Consider the following 14427-nt stretch of genomic DNA (forward strand, 5'->3'; position numbering starts at 1 on the left):
CGCCGCGTTCGGTTGGGAAGAGCGTGGCGGATACGGAGACGCCTATCAGACGGCACAGGCGTTCGCGGCGTCGGCGCGTGCCGCCGGGGTCACGATCAAACAGGGCACGACGGTGAAGGGGTTGCTGACCGACGGTGACCGCGTCACCGGCGTCGAACTCGCCGATCGCTCGACGATCTCCGCCGACACGGTCGTGGTGGCGACCGGAGTGTGGACCAAGCCGTTCCTGGACGAGTACGGGATCGACGTCCCGATCCGAGTTCATCGCGAGCAGATCGTCATGATCCATCCCGGGATGGAACTCGGTGCCGTACCGGTGTTCTCGGATCTGGTGTCGCTGCAGTACGTCCGGCCGGACGTCCGCGGAGAGATCCTCTTCGGCAACTCCGACCTCGCCGAACTCGAGATCGCCGACCCCGACGGCTACCTCAACCGCGCCGACGAGGCGTTCCTCGACCTGACCGTCGACAAGGTCGGTACGCGGTTCCCCGCATTCACCGACGCATCGATCACCAGCAGCTACGCCGGCTGCTATGACGTGACACCCGACTGGAATCCGGTGATCTCACGCGGACCCCTCGACGGTCTCGTCATCGCCGCCGGCTTCAGCGGTCACGGGTTCAAGATCTCGCCTGCGGTCGGTCGTCTCGTCGCCGACCTGGTCGTCGACGGCCGCAGCAACGACCCCCGCATCCCCGAGCCCGACTTCCGACTGTCCCGCTTCGCCGAGGGAGACCTGCTCACCACGCGGTTCCCCTATGTCGGTGCGGGCGAGATGCGGTAGCCGATGTGTGCACTGCACGGCGGGACGCCCGTCGGGGCGGCGTCGTTGCCGCGTATCCCTGCCGGGCCACGGCGTTCACCGGGAGTGAAGTCCGTCTACCGATATGCTGGCGGAGTGACCGACGACGCTCTGATCCGCAACCAGTCGGGGACCGCGCGTGAACGCCCCGTCGACCAACCGGTCGAAGAACTCGAACTCGAATCGGCAATCGCGCACAATGTCCGTCGGCTACGCAGGCAGGTCGGGCTCTCCGTCGGCGACATGGCAGCCAAGGTCGGGATCTCCAAGGCCATGCTCTCGAAGATCGAGAACGCCCAGACCTCATGCAGTCTGAGCACTCTCGCGGCGCTGGCCACGGCGTTCGACGTCTCGGTCACCTCGCTGTTCCGTGGCGCCGACCTCGAGCGCTCTGCGGTGTTCGTCAAGGCCGGTGAGGGTTCGCAGATCGTGCGCGAGGGCTCCCGCGAGGGGCACGAGTACGAGATGCTCGGCTCGCTGCGCGGCGAACACAAGCGGCTCGAGTGCCTGCTCGTGACGCTCACCGAGAAGTCGGTGACCCAGCCGCTGTTCCAACATCCGGGCACCGAGTTCATCTACATGCTCGACGGCTCGATGGACTACGCCCACTCGCGGTCGGTGTACCGGCTCAGTCCCGGCGACTCACTGCAACTCGACGGTGAGGGCGCACACGGCCCCGTCGAACTGGTCGAGCTACCGATCCGTTTCCTGTCGGTGATCGCATTCCCGGACTCGGCCATCTGACCAGGCCCGATGGTCGAGCTTGTCGGGACCCCTCAGCTCGAGTACACACGGATCCAGCCGACGGTTCGGCTGTCGAGCGAGACGGTGATGGCGTCCTTCGACTTGGTGACCGAGTATGTGTGGAAGTCTGCCGAGAGGTCGGCGACGGCACCGGAGTTACCGAGCTGCCACGTCCCGCCAGATGTTGTCGGTCCGTGCAGGTGGTTCGTGTATGAGGTTGTCACCGAGAGAGTTTCGATGACATCGATCCCGCCGCTCTCCGGCCGGCCCGCGGAGAAGATGTCGGTGCCCATCAGCCAGAACGCGGGCAGCAGACCCTGTCCGGCGGGGAGTTTGATCCGTGCCGATGCCGTGCCGTAGGTGAAGGCGAACTCGCCCAGGGTGTTGAGTCGCGCCGAAGGCCAGCCCTGCCGACGCGGCGAGAACGACCCCGAGCACCGTCGAAGCGGACAGCTACGCGTGATGCAGCGGGCGCCAACGGTGTTCAGCGACCTCCCAGTCGACGTCGAGAGAGCTGCAAGTCCCGGTTGGCATTGTCGGTGACGTCAGAGCGAGCACTCACCGAGGAGCGCTCCACCGAGAAGAAAGAGGACACCATGCCCACACCGAACCAGCCCCGTCAGCAGAACCCCGCTCCGGCACGGCGTCGTCGTCGAGTCCGTCGCTTCGACGCACGCACCCGCCGGTGGAACTGGGTGTGGGTCAACTACTGATCCGACCCTCCCACTCAGGCCTGCACCGGCCCTACCCCTGCACGAGAGACCCGCCTGACCAAGGCGGGGTCTCTCGCGTCGCGACGACGTGGAGACCCGACGCAGCGCCAGCACGATGGTCCCGGTGACCGATACATGCGGTGGCAGTTCAGCATGCACAGTGCGTCGGTGACCGGACGTGTCGACGATCGTGATGTCTGCCAGTCGTGCACCCGACAGTTGGTTGCCAGGAAACGCGACGTCGGCGATGGCCGTCGTCAGCGGAAGCGCGGCGTCGACGTGAAGCACGGCGCGATCGGCGGTCAGATGGGCACTGCTGATCCTCGTCACCAGAACCGGGAACCAGAGCGCTTCGGGACACAGCGCCTGGCTGATGGGTTCCCCGGTCTCATCGAGGAAGAAGGCGACCTTTCGCCGCAGCGATTCCTCCTGCAGGGAGAGGTCGTTGACCCGGATATCGGTGCCGGCACAGCGAATGGGCAAGCGCCACTTCGCCGCATCGAAGGATCTGGCCACGGTGACCCCTTTCAAGGAGGGCAGTGTGTCGAATAGCGTCACTCCTTCGGTCTACGCCGGCCACCCAGCGTCGAGAAGGCTTCGGCCCGCTAAGAGTTCGTCAATTCAGCAAAAGCGGTCGCCAAGCGTCACGATCGGGTCGGTACGCACGGTGGTGGCGAGTAGGCTGACCTGCATGTCACGTGCCCCGGTCAAGCGTCGAACGTCGTCACGGGCACGGATCATCGAGTCGGTGACCACGATCCTGGAGTCCGGTGTGCGTTACGCCGACGTTCCGGTCGAGCGGATCCTGACGACCGCGAACGTCTCCCGCTCGACTTTCTATCAATGGTTCGCCGACAAGGGCGACCTCATCGAGAGCGCGGCCGAGCCCTTCTTCGCAGCGTTCTGGGACGTGTCGGACAAGTGGTGGATGCGCACGGAGGCTCTCGGACCCGACGACCTCGCCGACATCATCACGCGTATGTTCCAACTCGGTCGCGAGCACGGACCCGTCTGGCGCGCGTTTCTCGAAACGGTCGACGCCGACGCGCGCCTGCGGAACCAGTTCGGCAGCTTCCTCGAGGTCTACACCGCCAAGATGGCCGACCGTCTCCGGCGTGACCGGGACGAGGGCGTGGCGCCGGACGACATGGATCCGGAGCAGACCGCACGCTTCATCACGGTCACCACACGGGGTAGTCTGCTCGATCTGATCAATGCTCCCGAAGAACGCGACGCCGACTTCGCCGCGGCTCTCGCCGGTGGATTCTGGCAGGCGATGTACGGATCACTCTCCGACGCACCGAAAAGTGCTGCAGATCAGTCGAACTCGATCGCGAGCGATCCCGATGACGGGGTCGCCTGACACGTGAGGATGTAGCCGTCGTCGATGTCCTCTGGCTCGAGCGCCACGCCGTCGCCCGGTATGACCTCGCCGTCGACAAGACGCGCCATACACGATCCGCAGTCACCCTCCCGGCACGAGTACGGTGCGTCGACGCCGTGCGACAGGAGTGCGTCGAGAATCGGGGTGCTGCGGCCGCATGCCACCGATGTCGTCTCCCCGTCGATGCTGACCCTCACGTCGACGGATGCATCGTCGCTGTCGGTCCGGTCGAGCGTGAACGGGTCGCCCTCGAGCGACACGTAGCGCTCGACGTGTATCCGCGAGTGGGGTGTACCGCGTCGACGCAGGGCGGCCTCGACGAGATCCATGAACGGTGCAGGCCCGCAGATGAACGCCTCATCGTCGTCGTCCAAGCCACACAGTTCGTCGACGGCCGCGGCGTCGGGCATACCACGTTCGGATTCCAGCCAGTGGCTGATCCGCAGCCGGTCGGGATGACGGCGCGCGAGGTCGGAGAGAACCCCGGCGAAGATCACGGACTCGCGGTCACGATTGGCGTAGAACAGTTCGACCGAGCACTGCTGGTGCGCCAGAGCATATTTCGCTATCGACATGACGGGTGTGATACCGCTACCGGCTCGCGAACAGGCGAAGTGTGCCGTGCCATTGCGACGGGGTGAACACGCCGGACGGCGAGAGCGCGTGCAGCGTGGTCCCTGCTGTGACGTTGTCGCACAACCAATTGGAACCGTAGCCATCCTTGGTGCGCTTGACGGTGATCGCCGGGAGGTCATCCACGCCGGGCGCCGTGCTCAGCGAGTAGCAGCGCGCCACCGAGCCCGTGCGTTCGCTCGGTATCCGCAGCGTGACGAACTGACCCGGCAGGTAGGAGACCTCGCCGGGGAAGCGCAGCACGAGTGTCCGTGAATCGGCGGTCTCGGCACGGACCTCGTCGACGACGACGTCGACTCCGAGTGTTGTCGCCGAGGGCCTGCGGCTCGCTTGCACGGTCACCGCGAAACCCCCTTGTCGCTGACGAGTGGCAGTGAGCGATACCAGAACTCGCCCAGTGCAGTACCCAATTCGGTGATCTCCTCGGGTCGTGGAGTGCTGACGGGCAGGCCGACATGGACGTAGGCCATCTGCTCGGTCGCACACCCCAACGTCTCGGCCAGCATGTGCGGATGAGCCTCGTCGATCACACCCTGGTGGTTGAGGCGGTCGAGCCACCGCTCTGTTCGTCGGACGAAGTCGGCGCGCAGGTTGAGCCAGAGTTGTTGGAACCCCTTGTTCTCACTGGCCGCTGCCGCTTCACGGAGCAATCGAAGCATGTGACGGTTGCGTGCATAGGCCTGCAGATACGTCGTGTTCACCTTGATCAGGGACTCGCGTTCGCCGTGCGCGTGGTCGGGGCGCAGCCGCGCGGCCGCGAGTTCCTCCAGGGAGGGACGCAGCGCCGCGAGGAAGATGTCGTCGAGCCCGGTGAAATGACGGTAGAAGTTGCCCTGAGCGGTGTTGGCGCGGTTGGTGATGTCGGAGATACGAGTGCGTGTGTAGCCGTACTCGGTGAAGCACTCGACGGCGGCGCGCACCAGTTTCTCCCGTGTCTGCTCGCCACGCCTGTTGGGGCGTTTGGGGGTGGCTGCTGAATCGTCGAGGAGTCCGGCCGCGGTGTACACCGCGTCGATTCCGTCGTTGGTCATGTCGTCTCCACGTGTGTCGAATGCGTCAGTCACGCAACGCCTGCCGCTGGTGCAGGACGCTCAGGGGATGGTCGTCGGGTACCGTCTCGGGAAGGAACGACAGCAGTTCGTCGAGATGGGGGTCGGTGGCATTCTGGTCACCGCGGGCATCCCCCGCGTACACCACTCCGTTGGTCCCGTCGACGGTGACCGTCGACCCGGCGAGTGCGGTCGTCACCCCTGGCCCACAACCCACCACGCACGGCAGCCCGATCTCTCGACACACCAGCGCTGCGTGGCTCGTCGTACCGCCGACCTCGGTCACGACGGCAACCGAATCGAACATCGCCGGAACGTCCGCGGGCGAGGTCGACGGCCGGACGAGCACGACGGGGGTGCCCTGCGCCGCGGCAGCCGACGCCGCGTCGGTGTCGGTGAACACCACACCGGACGCGGCGCCGGGTCCTGCGCCCACCCCTCGTGCGAGTTCGTCCGCGTCGTGGGTCACTCCTACCTCGTCGGCCAACAGCCGTGCCTGGTCAGCGCTGATCCGTGCGCATGCCTCGTCGGGGGTGAGGAGCCCCTCGCGAACGAGTTCGACCGCCACGCGCACCGCGGCTCGCGCCGACCGCTTGCCGGAACGGCACTGCAGCATGTACAGGGTGCCGCTCTCGACGGTGAACTCGATGTCGACGAGGTCACGATGCTCGCGTTCGAGGACCGTTGCGATACGGGCCAATTCGCGGTGTAACTCCGGGTCGTGCGTGCCGAACTGCGTGATGTTCTCGGGCGTGCGCTCACCGGAGACGACATCTTCGCCCTGGGCCATCGCCATCCATTCCCCGAAGAGGGTCGACTCGCCGGTGCCGGGATCACGACTGAACACGACGCCGGTCCCGGAGTGCGTGTCGCGGTTACCGAAGACCATGGCCTGCACGGTGACTGCCGTGCCGCCGCCCTCGCCGAGACCGTGACGGTCGCGGTAGGCGCGCACCCGGTCGTTGGTCCACGACCGGAAAACCGCGCCGATCGCCTCGCGTAGCTGGTCGTAGGGATCAGAGGGCGGGGCGGCCGTCGCATCGCCGAGCACGATCTCCCCATATCCCACGCAGAAGCGCTGCCACGTGTCCTGTGCCCATGCGACGTCGCCGGTGGCCTCACCGAGTTCTCGCGCCAGTTCCTCGGTCAGTCCGAGGTTGAGCACGGTATCCATCATTCCCGGCATGCTCTGTGCTGCGCCGGAGCGTACCGAGACGAGAAGCGGGAACGGTCCGATGCCGAACCGCTTCCCGGTCGTCGTCTCGAGTTCACGCAGATGATCGAGAACAGCGGCCCAGACGTCGTCGGGCAGTGTTCCGCCCTCGTCGTGGAAGCGTCTACACACCGCGGTGGTCAGCGCGAAGGCGGGTGGCACCGGCAGATCGAGGGACCGCATCTTGTTGATGCTGTACGCCTTTCCGCCGAGAAGCTCGCGATCGGCGGGTGCTGTGCCGTCCAGCGTCAGCACCGACAGAGCGGTTCGTGCGGGAAGTGTGGTTCCAGAAGTCATCGGAGTGCTCCCTTCACGGGGGTGGATGTGTTGTCGGGTGCGACCACAGCGGGTCGTTGCGCGGCAGCTCGAAGTGCGGTCAGGCCGCCTTCGACCGGGATGTCGACGCCGTTGATCCACGACGCACCGTCGGAGAGGAGGAAGTCGACGGCAGCGGCCGATTCGGCGGCGGTGCCGTGCCGACCCACCGCGCCTGCCGACCGGGCGATGGCGTCGATCCCCATCGATTCCTCGTAATCGGAGAGGATGGGTGTCTCCGTCGGGCCGGGGCTCACCGAGTTGACGCGGATACCGCGCGACAGCAGGTCGGCACTGAGCAGCACGGTCCAGTCGGTGAGTGCGCGCTTGGACGTGTCATACGCTGCGGGGCCGTCGAGTCGATGCCTGGTGAGCCAGCCGCTCAGTCCGTTCCGGTCGGTGACGGCGAGCAGTTCGTCGATGGCGTTGGACGGCAGTGTGTTCCGGTGCGCGGCGATCGACGAGACGTTGACCACGGACGCGCCGGACTCCATCGATCCGAGCGCTCTCGCGGTCAGTGCTCGTGCGCCGAGGGTGTTGACCGCGAGGACCAGTTCGGCAGGCGCGGTACCCGGAACGCCTGCGACGTTGGCCAGTCCGTCGATACGGGTGGGCAGATCCAACGACGCGATGGCGTCTGGGTCGGACAGGTCGCAGCGCACCGACTCCACGCGGGGGTCGGGGCAGTCGGTGAGGTCGATGCCGACGATCCGGATGTTTCCGTGCGATCCCAGGAGTCGGGTCACCAGCGCCAGGCCGATTCCCGATGCCGCACCGGAGATCACGTACGTTCTCGTGGTATTCGCACTCACGACATCACCGCCTGGATCTCGGTGAACTCGGCCAGCCCGGTCGCGCCGAGTTCGCGTCCGTATCCGGATTGCTTCATGCCGCCGAACGGCACAGCGGGACGTTCCCGGGTACGCACTCCGTTGATCTTCACCTGGCCGACCTCGAGCGCTGCGGCGACGTCGCGTGCGACATCGCTGTCCGCCGACCAGACCTCCGCGGAGAGCCCGTAGTCGGAGTCGTTGGCGATCTCGACGGCCTCATCGACTGTGTCGTAGAACTGGGTGACCAGTACGGGGCCGAAGATCTCTTCCCGTACCGCTCGTGCGGTGGGTCCGAGCTCGGTGATGATGGTTGGGGCGATGAACCCGTCGCAGGAATCGACACGTCGGGTGTGGCCGGTTCCGGTGAGTAGGTGGCCGCCATCGGCGCGCGCCTTCTCGATGTGGTCGAGGACCCGGTCGGTCTGCAGCCGTGACGCGAGCGGACCCATCGTGGTCGACTGGTCTGCGGGGTCTCCGAGCACCGACGCTTGCGCGGCGTCGACGAGAAGCTGCTCGATCTCGTCCTGGTGGCTGCGGGGGAGTACCAAACGTGTTGTGGCATTACATGCCTGGCCCGAATTCACGATTCCGCTCGCGACCACGCGGGGTATCACCGTCGTCAGATCGGCATCGGGCAGGACGACAGCGGGTGATTTACCGCCGAGTTCGAGTGTGGCACGCACCAGGTTTCCGGCCGCAGACCGCGCGACCGCTCGGCCCGCATCCACCGACCCCGTGAACGACACGTGGCCGAGACCGGGATGCGAGGTGAGCAGGCTGCCGGTCTCCGAGCCACGTCCGTTGACCACCGCGAAGAGTTCGGGCGGCAAACCGGCGTCGACGAAGCATCGGCGGACGTCAAGGGCGTCGAAGGGTGTGAGCTCCGATGGCTTGAGCACCACGCCACAGCCTGCGGCGAATGCGGCGGAGACCTTCGCGACGATCTGGTGGACCGGCATGTTCCACGGAGTGATCGCCGCGACGACTCCGGCCGGGACGTGACGCAGCGTGGCGCCGTCGATCGTTCGTTGCCAGTCGAAAGTTCCTGCGGCGTCGGCCATTGCGCGGAGCACCGTGGCAGGCATCACCTGTTGCGTGGCCGCGGCGAGCGTCGTCGGCATACCCATCTCACGGGTGACGGTCGCGGCGAGCCCGCGCCGCGCGTCCTCGATGAGCGCTGCGGTGCGACGCAGTACCGCAGCCCGTTCGGCCACCGCAGTATCTGCCCACGCGGGCACCGCGTCGGCGGCGACCGACACCGCTTCCGACACCGCTTCGGCATCGGCGCATTCGACGGTGCCGACGAGGTCGCCCCGATAGGGGTCGACAACGTCGATCCGGTCGTCCGACCGGAATTCGTTGCTGCCGATGGCCGCTGCCGGCGCCGTCCGACGTGCCCTCACCGGCTTGCCCTGACCGAAACCGGGAGCGTCTTGATACCGCGGAAGAAGTTGCTCTGCAGTCGATTCGGGGCGTCGAGTACATCGATCTGCAGACCGCGTTCGATCACACGGGTGAAGAAGAGTCTGGCCTCCATCTTGGCGAGATTCGCGCCGAGACACGCGTGGGCGCCCCACCCGAATCCGACGTGCTCGTTGGGGAACCTGTTACCGATGAATGTCTCGGGGTCGTCGAAGATGCGGTCGTCGCGGTTGGCCGAGCAGAACCACATGACCACCTTGTCGCCGGCGGAGATCGTCTTCCCATGCATCTCGACGTCGCGCGTGGCGGTGCGACGCATCGAGAGAACAGGCGAGACCCAGCGGACCATCTCTTCGACGACGACCCGGATCTTCGCCGGATTCTCGCGCATGAAATCCCACCACTGGGGATTCTCCGCCAAGACGTTTACCCCGCCGGACAACAGGTTTCGGGTGGTCTCGTTCCCCGCGACCATCAGGATCAGATAGTAGGCGTCGAGGTAGCCCCGCGACAGGGGGACACCGTCGAGTTCTGCTGCGGTCAGCACACTCACGAGGTCCTGCGCCGGGCATTCGCGTCGCAACTTCTCCAGAGCACGGAAGTAGCCGAAGACCTCGTCGCGCGCTTTCACGGCGGTCTCGGGCCCCTCGGAGTAATCCGGATCCTCGCTGGCCATCTGGTTGGTCCAACGCAGCAGGTTGGGGCAGTCCTCGAGCGGTGCGCCGAGCAGACGGCCGATCATCACCAGGGGCAGTTGGGAAGACACCTTGGCGACGAAATCGATGTCGCCCGCCGCCACGGCACTGTCCAGGAGATCGTCGACCACCGCGGCGATATCGGATTCGAGAGACTTGAGTTTGACCGCGCGCACATGCGGGGTGACGATCTTGCGCAGCGAGTCGTGTTCAGGTGGATCGAGGTGGTGGATGCTGCGCGCACCCTCGCCCTCGGCGCGACGACTCGGGATCTGTGTGCCCTCGGTGACGGTGAAGGTGGCATAGTCCGAGGCCACCGTCTTGACGTCGTCGTACCTGGTAACCGACCAGAACCCGGGACCCTCGCCCGGCTCGGCGTTCCAATGGAGCGGATCCTCGTCGCGAAGGTGCGCGAACAACGCCGCGTCCCTGCCTTCCGCGAAGGGTCGGAGGTCCATCAGGTCAAGGTTCTCGACCGTCGTCATGTCGACTCCCGTAAGTGGTACGAACTGGATCTGGTTTGCGACTGCAATTTCACTAAATCATAGACTATCGTGTGCTGTGAACCACAGCAACGATCAAAAGTGAACCAGCAACCAACCAGATCGCGTGCGCAGAACGTGCTCACCAGCACCTTTTGCAATGTGACCAGAAGTTCGCAAACTAGGGGAGTTCGTGTATCCACCGACCATCGCTCGCGACCATCCAGACGCAGACGCCTATGTGATGGCGGGTTCTGGGGAGTCGCTGACCTACGGCCAGCTCGACGCCGCGTCGAACCAACTAGCCCATCACTGGCGAACGCGGGGAGTCGGCCCCGGGGACTCGGTGGTCATCGCCATGGAGAACAACCTGGCATGGCCGGTCGCCGTCGCCGCTGGAATGCGCAGCGGGCTGTACGTGACGCCGGTGAACTGGCATCTGAAGCCCGCCGAACTCGCCGCGCTGCTGGCCGAAGCGCGACCACGCGCCGTGGTCACCAGTGCGACGCTCGCCGACGACGTCGTCGAAGCGCTGCGGCTCGCCGGGCTGGGCGACGTTGGAGGCAGTGACGTCGACGTGACCGTCGTCGGGGGCTCGGCATCCGGCCACATGTCGATGGCCGATGCGCTGCAGCGACAGCCGACCACCCCGATCGCCGACGAGCGTCTCGGTGCGCGAGTGCTCTACAGCGGCGGCACGACGGGCCGTCCGAAGCGGTTCGCCCAGCAACTGCTCGACGTACACCCTGCACAAGCACCACAACGACATTCGGGGCTCGTCCAGAAGCTGGGCATCGACGAGAGCACGGTACTACTGTCCCCGGCACCCAACTATCACGCGGCCCCGTTCACGTTCGGACTCATCACCCTCGCCGCGGGCGGGACGGTGATCTGCATGGAACGATTCGACGCGCGCGCGGCGATGGATGCCATCACGCGATACGGCGTCACCCATTCCCAGTGGGTGCCGACCATGCTGATCCGACTTCTTCGTTTATCCGATCGCGACGACGTCGAACTGTCGGAGACGCATCGGACCGCGTTCACCTCCGGCGCGCCGTGCCCGCCGGAGGTCAAGGAGCAGCTCGCGCAGTGGTGGGGCCCGATCCTGCACGAGTACTACGGCGCCTCGGAGGGCTACGGGCACACCTACATCGGTCCCGACGAGGCTGTGAGCCATCCAGGTTCGGTCGGCCGACCGCTCGGCGCCACGCGTATCAGCATCGTCGACGACGACGGACACGAAGTTCCCGAGGGCGAACGCGGCCGCGTGTGCTTCGAGCAGACGACGCCGTCCGCGTACGACAACGCCGGTCCGCGCCCGGCGCGACGTCAGATGGGCGATATCGGGTACCTGCGTGACGGCTACCTCTACCTCGTGGGCCGTGCCGGGCACATGATCATCTCCGGCGGAGTGAACATCTATCCCGAAGAAGTCGAAGAGGTGGTGCTCTCGCACCCTGACGTCCTCGACGGCGCGGTTCTCGGCGTGCCCGACCCCGAGTTCGGAGAGTCGGTGAAAGCCGTCGTCCAGCGCACGCCCGGGTCAACGCTGACCGCGCAGGAGTTGATCGACTTCTGCCGAGATCGGTTGGCCCACTACAAGACCCCGCGGGTCGTCGACTTCGTCGACGAATTGCCCAGGCTGCCAACGGGCAAGCTCAACAAGAAGACGCTCGCCGACACCTACGGCCAGACGCCAACCCCCGAAGGAGAAAAGGTATGACAACGACGACAGACACGACAGTATTGGAACTGCTGCACGCTCTGGCGGTGAAGGGTCTTGCGTCCGACGCAGTGCTCTCGGCGATGACCGGCCTCGACGACGCCGCGCTGACCGAGGTGATCACCGCGGCGCTCGACGACGGTCTCGTGCTCCGCCGTGAAGGACGCGTGTCGGGCACACTCATCACGCCCAAGGGCCGCGAACGCCTTGCGGAACTCCGTACGGCACAACCGTTGTCACCCGAGGAACGTGATGCGATAGATGCGGCATATGGGGCGTTCCTGCCGGTCAACGGTGAGTTCAAACGGGTGTGTGCCGCGTGGCAGATGAAGGACGACGTCACCCCCAACGACCACTCCGACACCACATACGACGCCGCGGTGATCTCCGATCTCGACCGGGTACACAAGCAGATCGTCGGGGTCCTGGCACCGGCTGCGGCCGTGGTGGCACGTCTGCATCGATACGACGAGCGTCTGGCCCGCGCCCTCGAGCGGGTGCACGAGGGCGATACCGCGGCCTTCGCGCGACCGATGTACGACAGCTATCACGACATCTGGATGGAACTGCACCAAGACCTGTTGCTGACGACGGGGCGTGAGCGCGGGGCCGACGACGAGGGGTGACGGCCGCGCCCCGGTTGGCCCACGCCAGGTCCTGGTTCTTTCAGGCCGACGTGGGCCACGCGCCGGGCACCTCGGTGTCTGGCGTGGTCGGATGCTTGTCGGCGCGAAATGCTCGTCGGCGCGAAATGCTCGTCGGCGTCAGATGCTCGTCGGCGTCAGATCAAGGGCGCGCGCCAATGCGCGGGCATCGGCTTCGGAGAGAACGCCATTCGCATCCGCGACGGTGTTCAGGCTGGTGATCGACACGTGACCGTCGACCACGGCGGCACCGTCTGTGCCGCGCCGGAATCCGCCGTCGCGTTCCTCGCGGTGCAACACCAGATCGTTCTCGGTCCGCGAGATCCGCAGGGAGAACATGCTTTGCGCGGCGAGGGTGGTGATGACGGCGCGGTCGAGATCGGCGAGGTCGACCGCGGGGACGTTTACGTTCAGCGTGAGGCGGGGCGAGCCACGGTCGGACATCCAACGCACCACAGATCGCGCAACGGCTGCGGCAGTGTCGTAGCGATGGTGCGGCTCGAACGCGGTGCTGATCGCGACGCCGCTCACACCTGTCACGCGTGCCGCGAGGACAGCCCCGACCGTGCTGGAGAAGAGGATCGAGCGGCCGGTGTTGTGGCCGGGATTGATCCCGCTGACGACGAGTTCGGGGGCAGGTCCGAATGCACCTGCGCATGCGGCGATGACGGCGAGCGCGGGCGGACAGTCGACTGCGAACACCGGCGTCGTGCCGAGAGCGTCGATGTGCCTTTCCTGCACAGCGATGTGCGTACCGTGCTCGATGGTGCCGATCGAACTCCCACTGCCGCTACGTTCCGTGGTGGGCGCCGCGACGACGACGTCGTGCCCGTCGTCGACCAAAGCTGTTGCGAGAACGATCAATCCCTCGGCGTCGACGCCGTCGTCGTTGGTGACCAGCACGCGCATGCTGCACTCCCTTCCGCGTCGGGCATCGAACATGGCCGAGAATCGGTGCCCCAACAAATAGTGACTCAATGATCACATACATGTCCAGTGATCGGTGAACAGGACAGCGCCAATCTCGCTTGAATTGCGTGACATGGCTGCTCAGAAACCGTTGACACAGTGAGCGCCATCACATAATAATGTGACGAAGCGTTCGCTAATGAGTCATCGCAGACTGCTGAGTGATGACGACGCCGCCCGATCCGAACCGGAAGGAGGCCACCGGATGACCGACTGGCCGCTCATGGACGAGACCTCCAAACTCTTCCCCCTGTACTCACGTGCGAATGTCGGGGAGATCTTTCCCGACCCGATCACGCCGCTCAACGCGTCGGTGGGCTTCCAGCACTGCCTGGAACCGGGTTGGCGGGACGCGTTCGTCGCCTGCCGCGTCTGGGACGACGACCTCTACGACGAGACCGTTCCGTTCAACGTCCTCCCTGCCTTCGGTAGCTACCTGTACATCAACATGTCGCTGATGCGACTGTTCGGCGTTCGCGTGCCGGGAATGTCGGCCGAGGCCGTCGATCTGCAGTACTTCGGAGACATGCCGGGCATCCCGAGCTACGAGAGCGAGAAGCGCGACTTCGACGAGAACCCCGAGTACGAGGAGAAGGCGGGCGCATGGCTCGCCGAGCAGGTTCTCGGCGCCACCGATCTCGCCGCATACGACACCGACCGCGCCGAGGTCGAGCAGATCAGGTCGAACCGCCCCGACATCAGCACGCTCTCGGACACCGAATTGGTCACGCGCATGCGGTCTTTCGAACTGCTGCTGAGACGACTCTTCAAACATCACATCGAGGCGAGCCTGAAGAGCGGCG

General features: G+C 65.7%; 13 protein-coding genes and 2 pseudogenes. 6 read left to right on the top strand and 9 right to left on the bottom strand.

What is annotated here, in order from left to right; all coding sequences use genetic code 11:
• Both GOOTI_RS14300 and GOOTI_RS14305 read left to right on the top strand, forming a co-directional pair.
• Positions 1-784, top strand: a 784-nt coding sequence (locus GOOTI_RS14300) for an NAD(P)/FAD-dependent oxidoreductase (RefSeq protein WP_007239312.1), incomplete at its 5' end; no start/stop codon positions are given.
• A 114-nt stretch (positions 785-898) separates the two neighbouring features.
• Positions 899-1546: a helix-turn-helix domain-containing protein gene (locus tag GOOTI_RS14305; protein WP_233425509.1), complete on the top strand. Its 648-nt coding sequence runs from the start codon at positions 899-901 to the stop codon at positions 1544-1546.
• A 32-nt stretch (positions 1547-1578) separates the two neighbouring features.
• On the opposite strand, the gene GOOTI_RS14310 is transcribed toward GOOTI_RS14305, so the two are convergent.
• On the bottom strand, positions 1579-2034 hold the full coding sequence (locus tag GOOTI_RS14310) for a glycoside hydrolase family 16 protein (protein ID WP_306302698.1): 456 nt from the start codon (positions 2032-2034) through the stop codon (positions 1579-1581).
• 57 nt (positions 2035-2091) lie between these two features.
• Positions 2092-2775, bottom strand: coding sequence for a hypothetical protein (locus tag GOOTI_RS27150; protein WP_306302697.1), 684 nt, complete (start codon positions 2773-2775; stop codon positions 2092-2094).
• A 175-nt stretch (positions 2776-2950) separates the two neighbouring features.
• On the opposite strand from GOOTI_RS27150, the gene GOOTI_RS14320 reads away from it, so the two are divergent.
• On the top strand, positions 2951-3622 hold the full coding sequence (locus GOOTI_RS14320; protein ID WP_007239317.1) for a TetR/AcrR family transcriptional regulator: 672 nt from the start codon (positions 2951-2953) through the stop codon (positions 3620-3622).
• On the opposite strand, the pseudogene GOOTI_RS26515 reads toward GOOTI_RS14320, so the two are convergent.
• From GOOTI_RS26515 to GOOTI_RS14350, 6 genes and pseudogenes are all read right to left on the bottom strand, one after another.
• A pseudogene (locus GOOTI_RS26515) lies at positions 3577-4618 on the bottom strand (2Fe-2S iron-sulfur cluster-binding protein). The gene GOOTI_RS14320 and the pseudogene GOOTI_RS26515 overlap by 46 nt on opposite strands.
• Complete coding sequence (locus tag GOOTI_RS14330) at positions 4615-5307, bottom strand: TetR/AcrR family transcriptional regulator (RefSeq protein WP_039994139.1); 693 nt, start codon at positions 5305-5307, stop codon at positions 4615-4617. Before GOOTI_RS14330 ends, GOOTI_RS26515 begins: the two are co-directional and overlap by 4 nt.
• Before the next feature lie 25 nt (positions 5308-5332).
• The gene (locus tag GOOTI_RS14335) at positions 5333-6835 is read right to left on the bottom strand and encodes a pyruvate, phosphate dikinase (protein ID WP_007239321.1); all 1503 of its coding nucleotides are present in this window, start codon (positions 6833-6835) and stop codon (positions 5333-5335) included.
• The gene (locus GOOTI_RS14340; protein WP_039994136.1) at positions 6832-7665 is read right to left on the bottom strand and encodes an SDR family oxidoreductase; all 834 of its coding nucleotides are present in this window, start codon (positions 7663-7665) and stop codon (positions 6832-6834) included. Before GOOTI_RS14340 ends, GOOTI_RS14335 begins: the two co-directional genes overlap by 4 nt.
• Complete coding sequence (locus GOOTI_RS14345; RefSeq protein WP_007239323.1) at positions 7662-9089, bottom strand: aldehyde dehydrogenase family protein; 1428 nt, start codon at positions 9087-9089, stop codon at positions 7662-7664. Before GOOTI_RS14345 ends, GOOTI_RS14340 begins: the two co-directional genes overlap by 4 nt.
• Entirely contained in the window at positions 9086-10288 is a 1203-nt protein-coding gene (locus tag GOOTI_RS14350) for a cytochrome P450 (RefSeq protein ID WP_007239324.1), read from the bottom strand. The genes GOOTI_RS14345 and GOOTI_RS14350 overlap by 4 nt, the downstream gene beginning before the upstream one ends.
• Positions 10289-10478: 190 nt before the next feature.
• Here GOOTI_RS14350 and GOOTI_RS14355 point away from each other — a divergent pair, with 190 nt between their 5' ends.
• Together GOOTI_RS14355 and GOOTI_RS14360 are read left to right on the top strand one after the other, a co-directional pair.
• On the top strand, positions 10479-12011 hold the full coding sequence (locus GOOTI_RS14355) for an AMP-binding protein (RefSeq protein WP_007239325.1): 1533 nt from the start codon (positions 10479-10481) through the stop codon (positions 12009-12011).
• Positions 12008-12637, top strand: a complete 630-nt coding sequence (locus tag GOOTI_RS14360; protein ID WP_007239326.1) for a winged helix DNA-binding protein — start codon at positions 12008-12010, stop codon at positions 12635-12637. The genes GOOTI_RS14355 and GOOTI_RS14360 overlap by 4 nt, the downstream gene beginning before the upstream one ends.
• A 138-nt stretch (positions 12638-12775) precedes the next feature.
• On the opposite strand, the gene surE is transcribed toward GOOTI_RS14360, so the two are convergent.
• Entirely contained in the window at positions 12776-13564 is a 789-nt protein-coding gene (gene surE / locus GOOTI_RS14365) for a 5'/3'-nucleotidase SurE (RefSeq protein ID WP_007239327.1), read from the bottom strand.
• A 265-nt stretch (positions 13565-13829) separates the two neighbouring features.
• On the opposite strand from surE, the pseudogene GOOTI_RS14370 reads away from it, so the two are divergent.
• Positions 13830-14427, top strand: a pseudogene (locus tag GOOTI_RS14370) (PEP-utilizing enzyme); the annotation flags it as partial.

Source organism: Gordonia otitidis NBRC 100426 (assembly GCF_000248075.1).
Classification (GTDB): Bacteria; Actinomycetota; Actinomycetes; order Mycobacteriales; family Mycobacteriaceae; genus Gordonia; species Gordonia otitidis.

What these genes read in the sequence shown, in the direction of transcription:
- GOOTI_RS14360 (WP_007239326.1), top strand. Translation starts at nt 12,008, where the DNA reads ATGACAACGACGACAGACACGACAGTATTGGAACTGCTGCACGCTCTG.
- GOOTI_RS14330 (WP_039994139.1), bottom strand. Translation starts at nt 5,307, where the DNA reads ATGACCAACGACGGAATCGACGCGGTGTACACCGCGGCCGGACTCCTC.
- GOOTI_RS14320 (WP_007239317.1), top strand. Translation starts at nt 2,951, where the DNA reads ATGTCACGTGCCCCGGTCAAGCGTCGAACGTCGTCACGGGCACGGATC.
- GOOTI_RS14335 (WP_007239321.1), bottom strand. Translation starts at nt 6,835, where the DNA reads ATGACTTCTGGAACCACACTTCCCGCACGAACCGCTCTGTCGGTGCTG.
- surE (WP_007239327.1), bottom strand. Translation starts at nt 13,564, where the DNA reads ATGCGCGTGCTGGTCACCAACGACGACGGCGTCGACGCCGAGGGATTG.
- GOOTI_RS14350 (WP_007239324.1), bottom strand. Translation starts at nt 10,288, where the DNA reads ATGACGACGGTCGAGAACCTTGACCTGATGGACCTCCGACCCTTCGCG.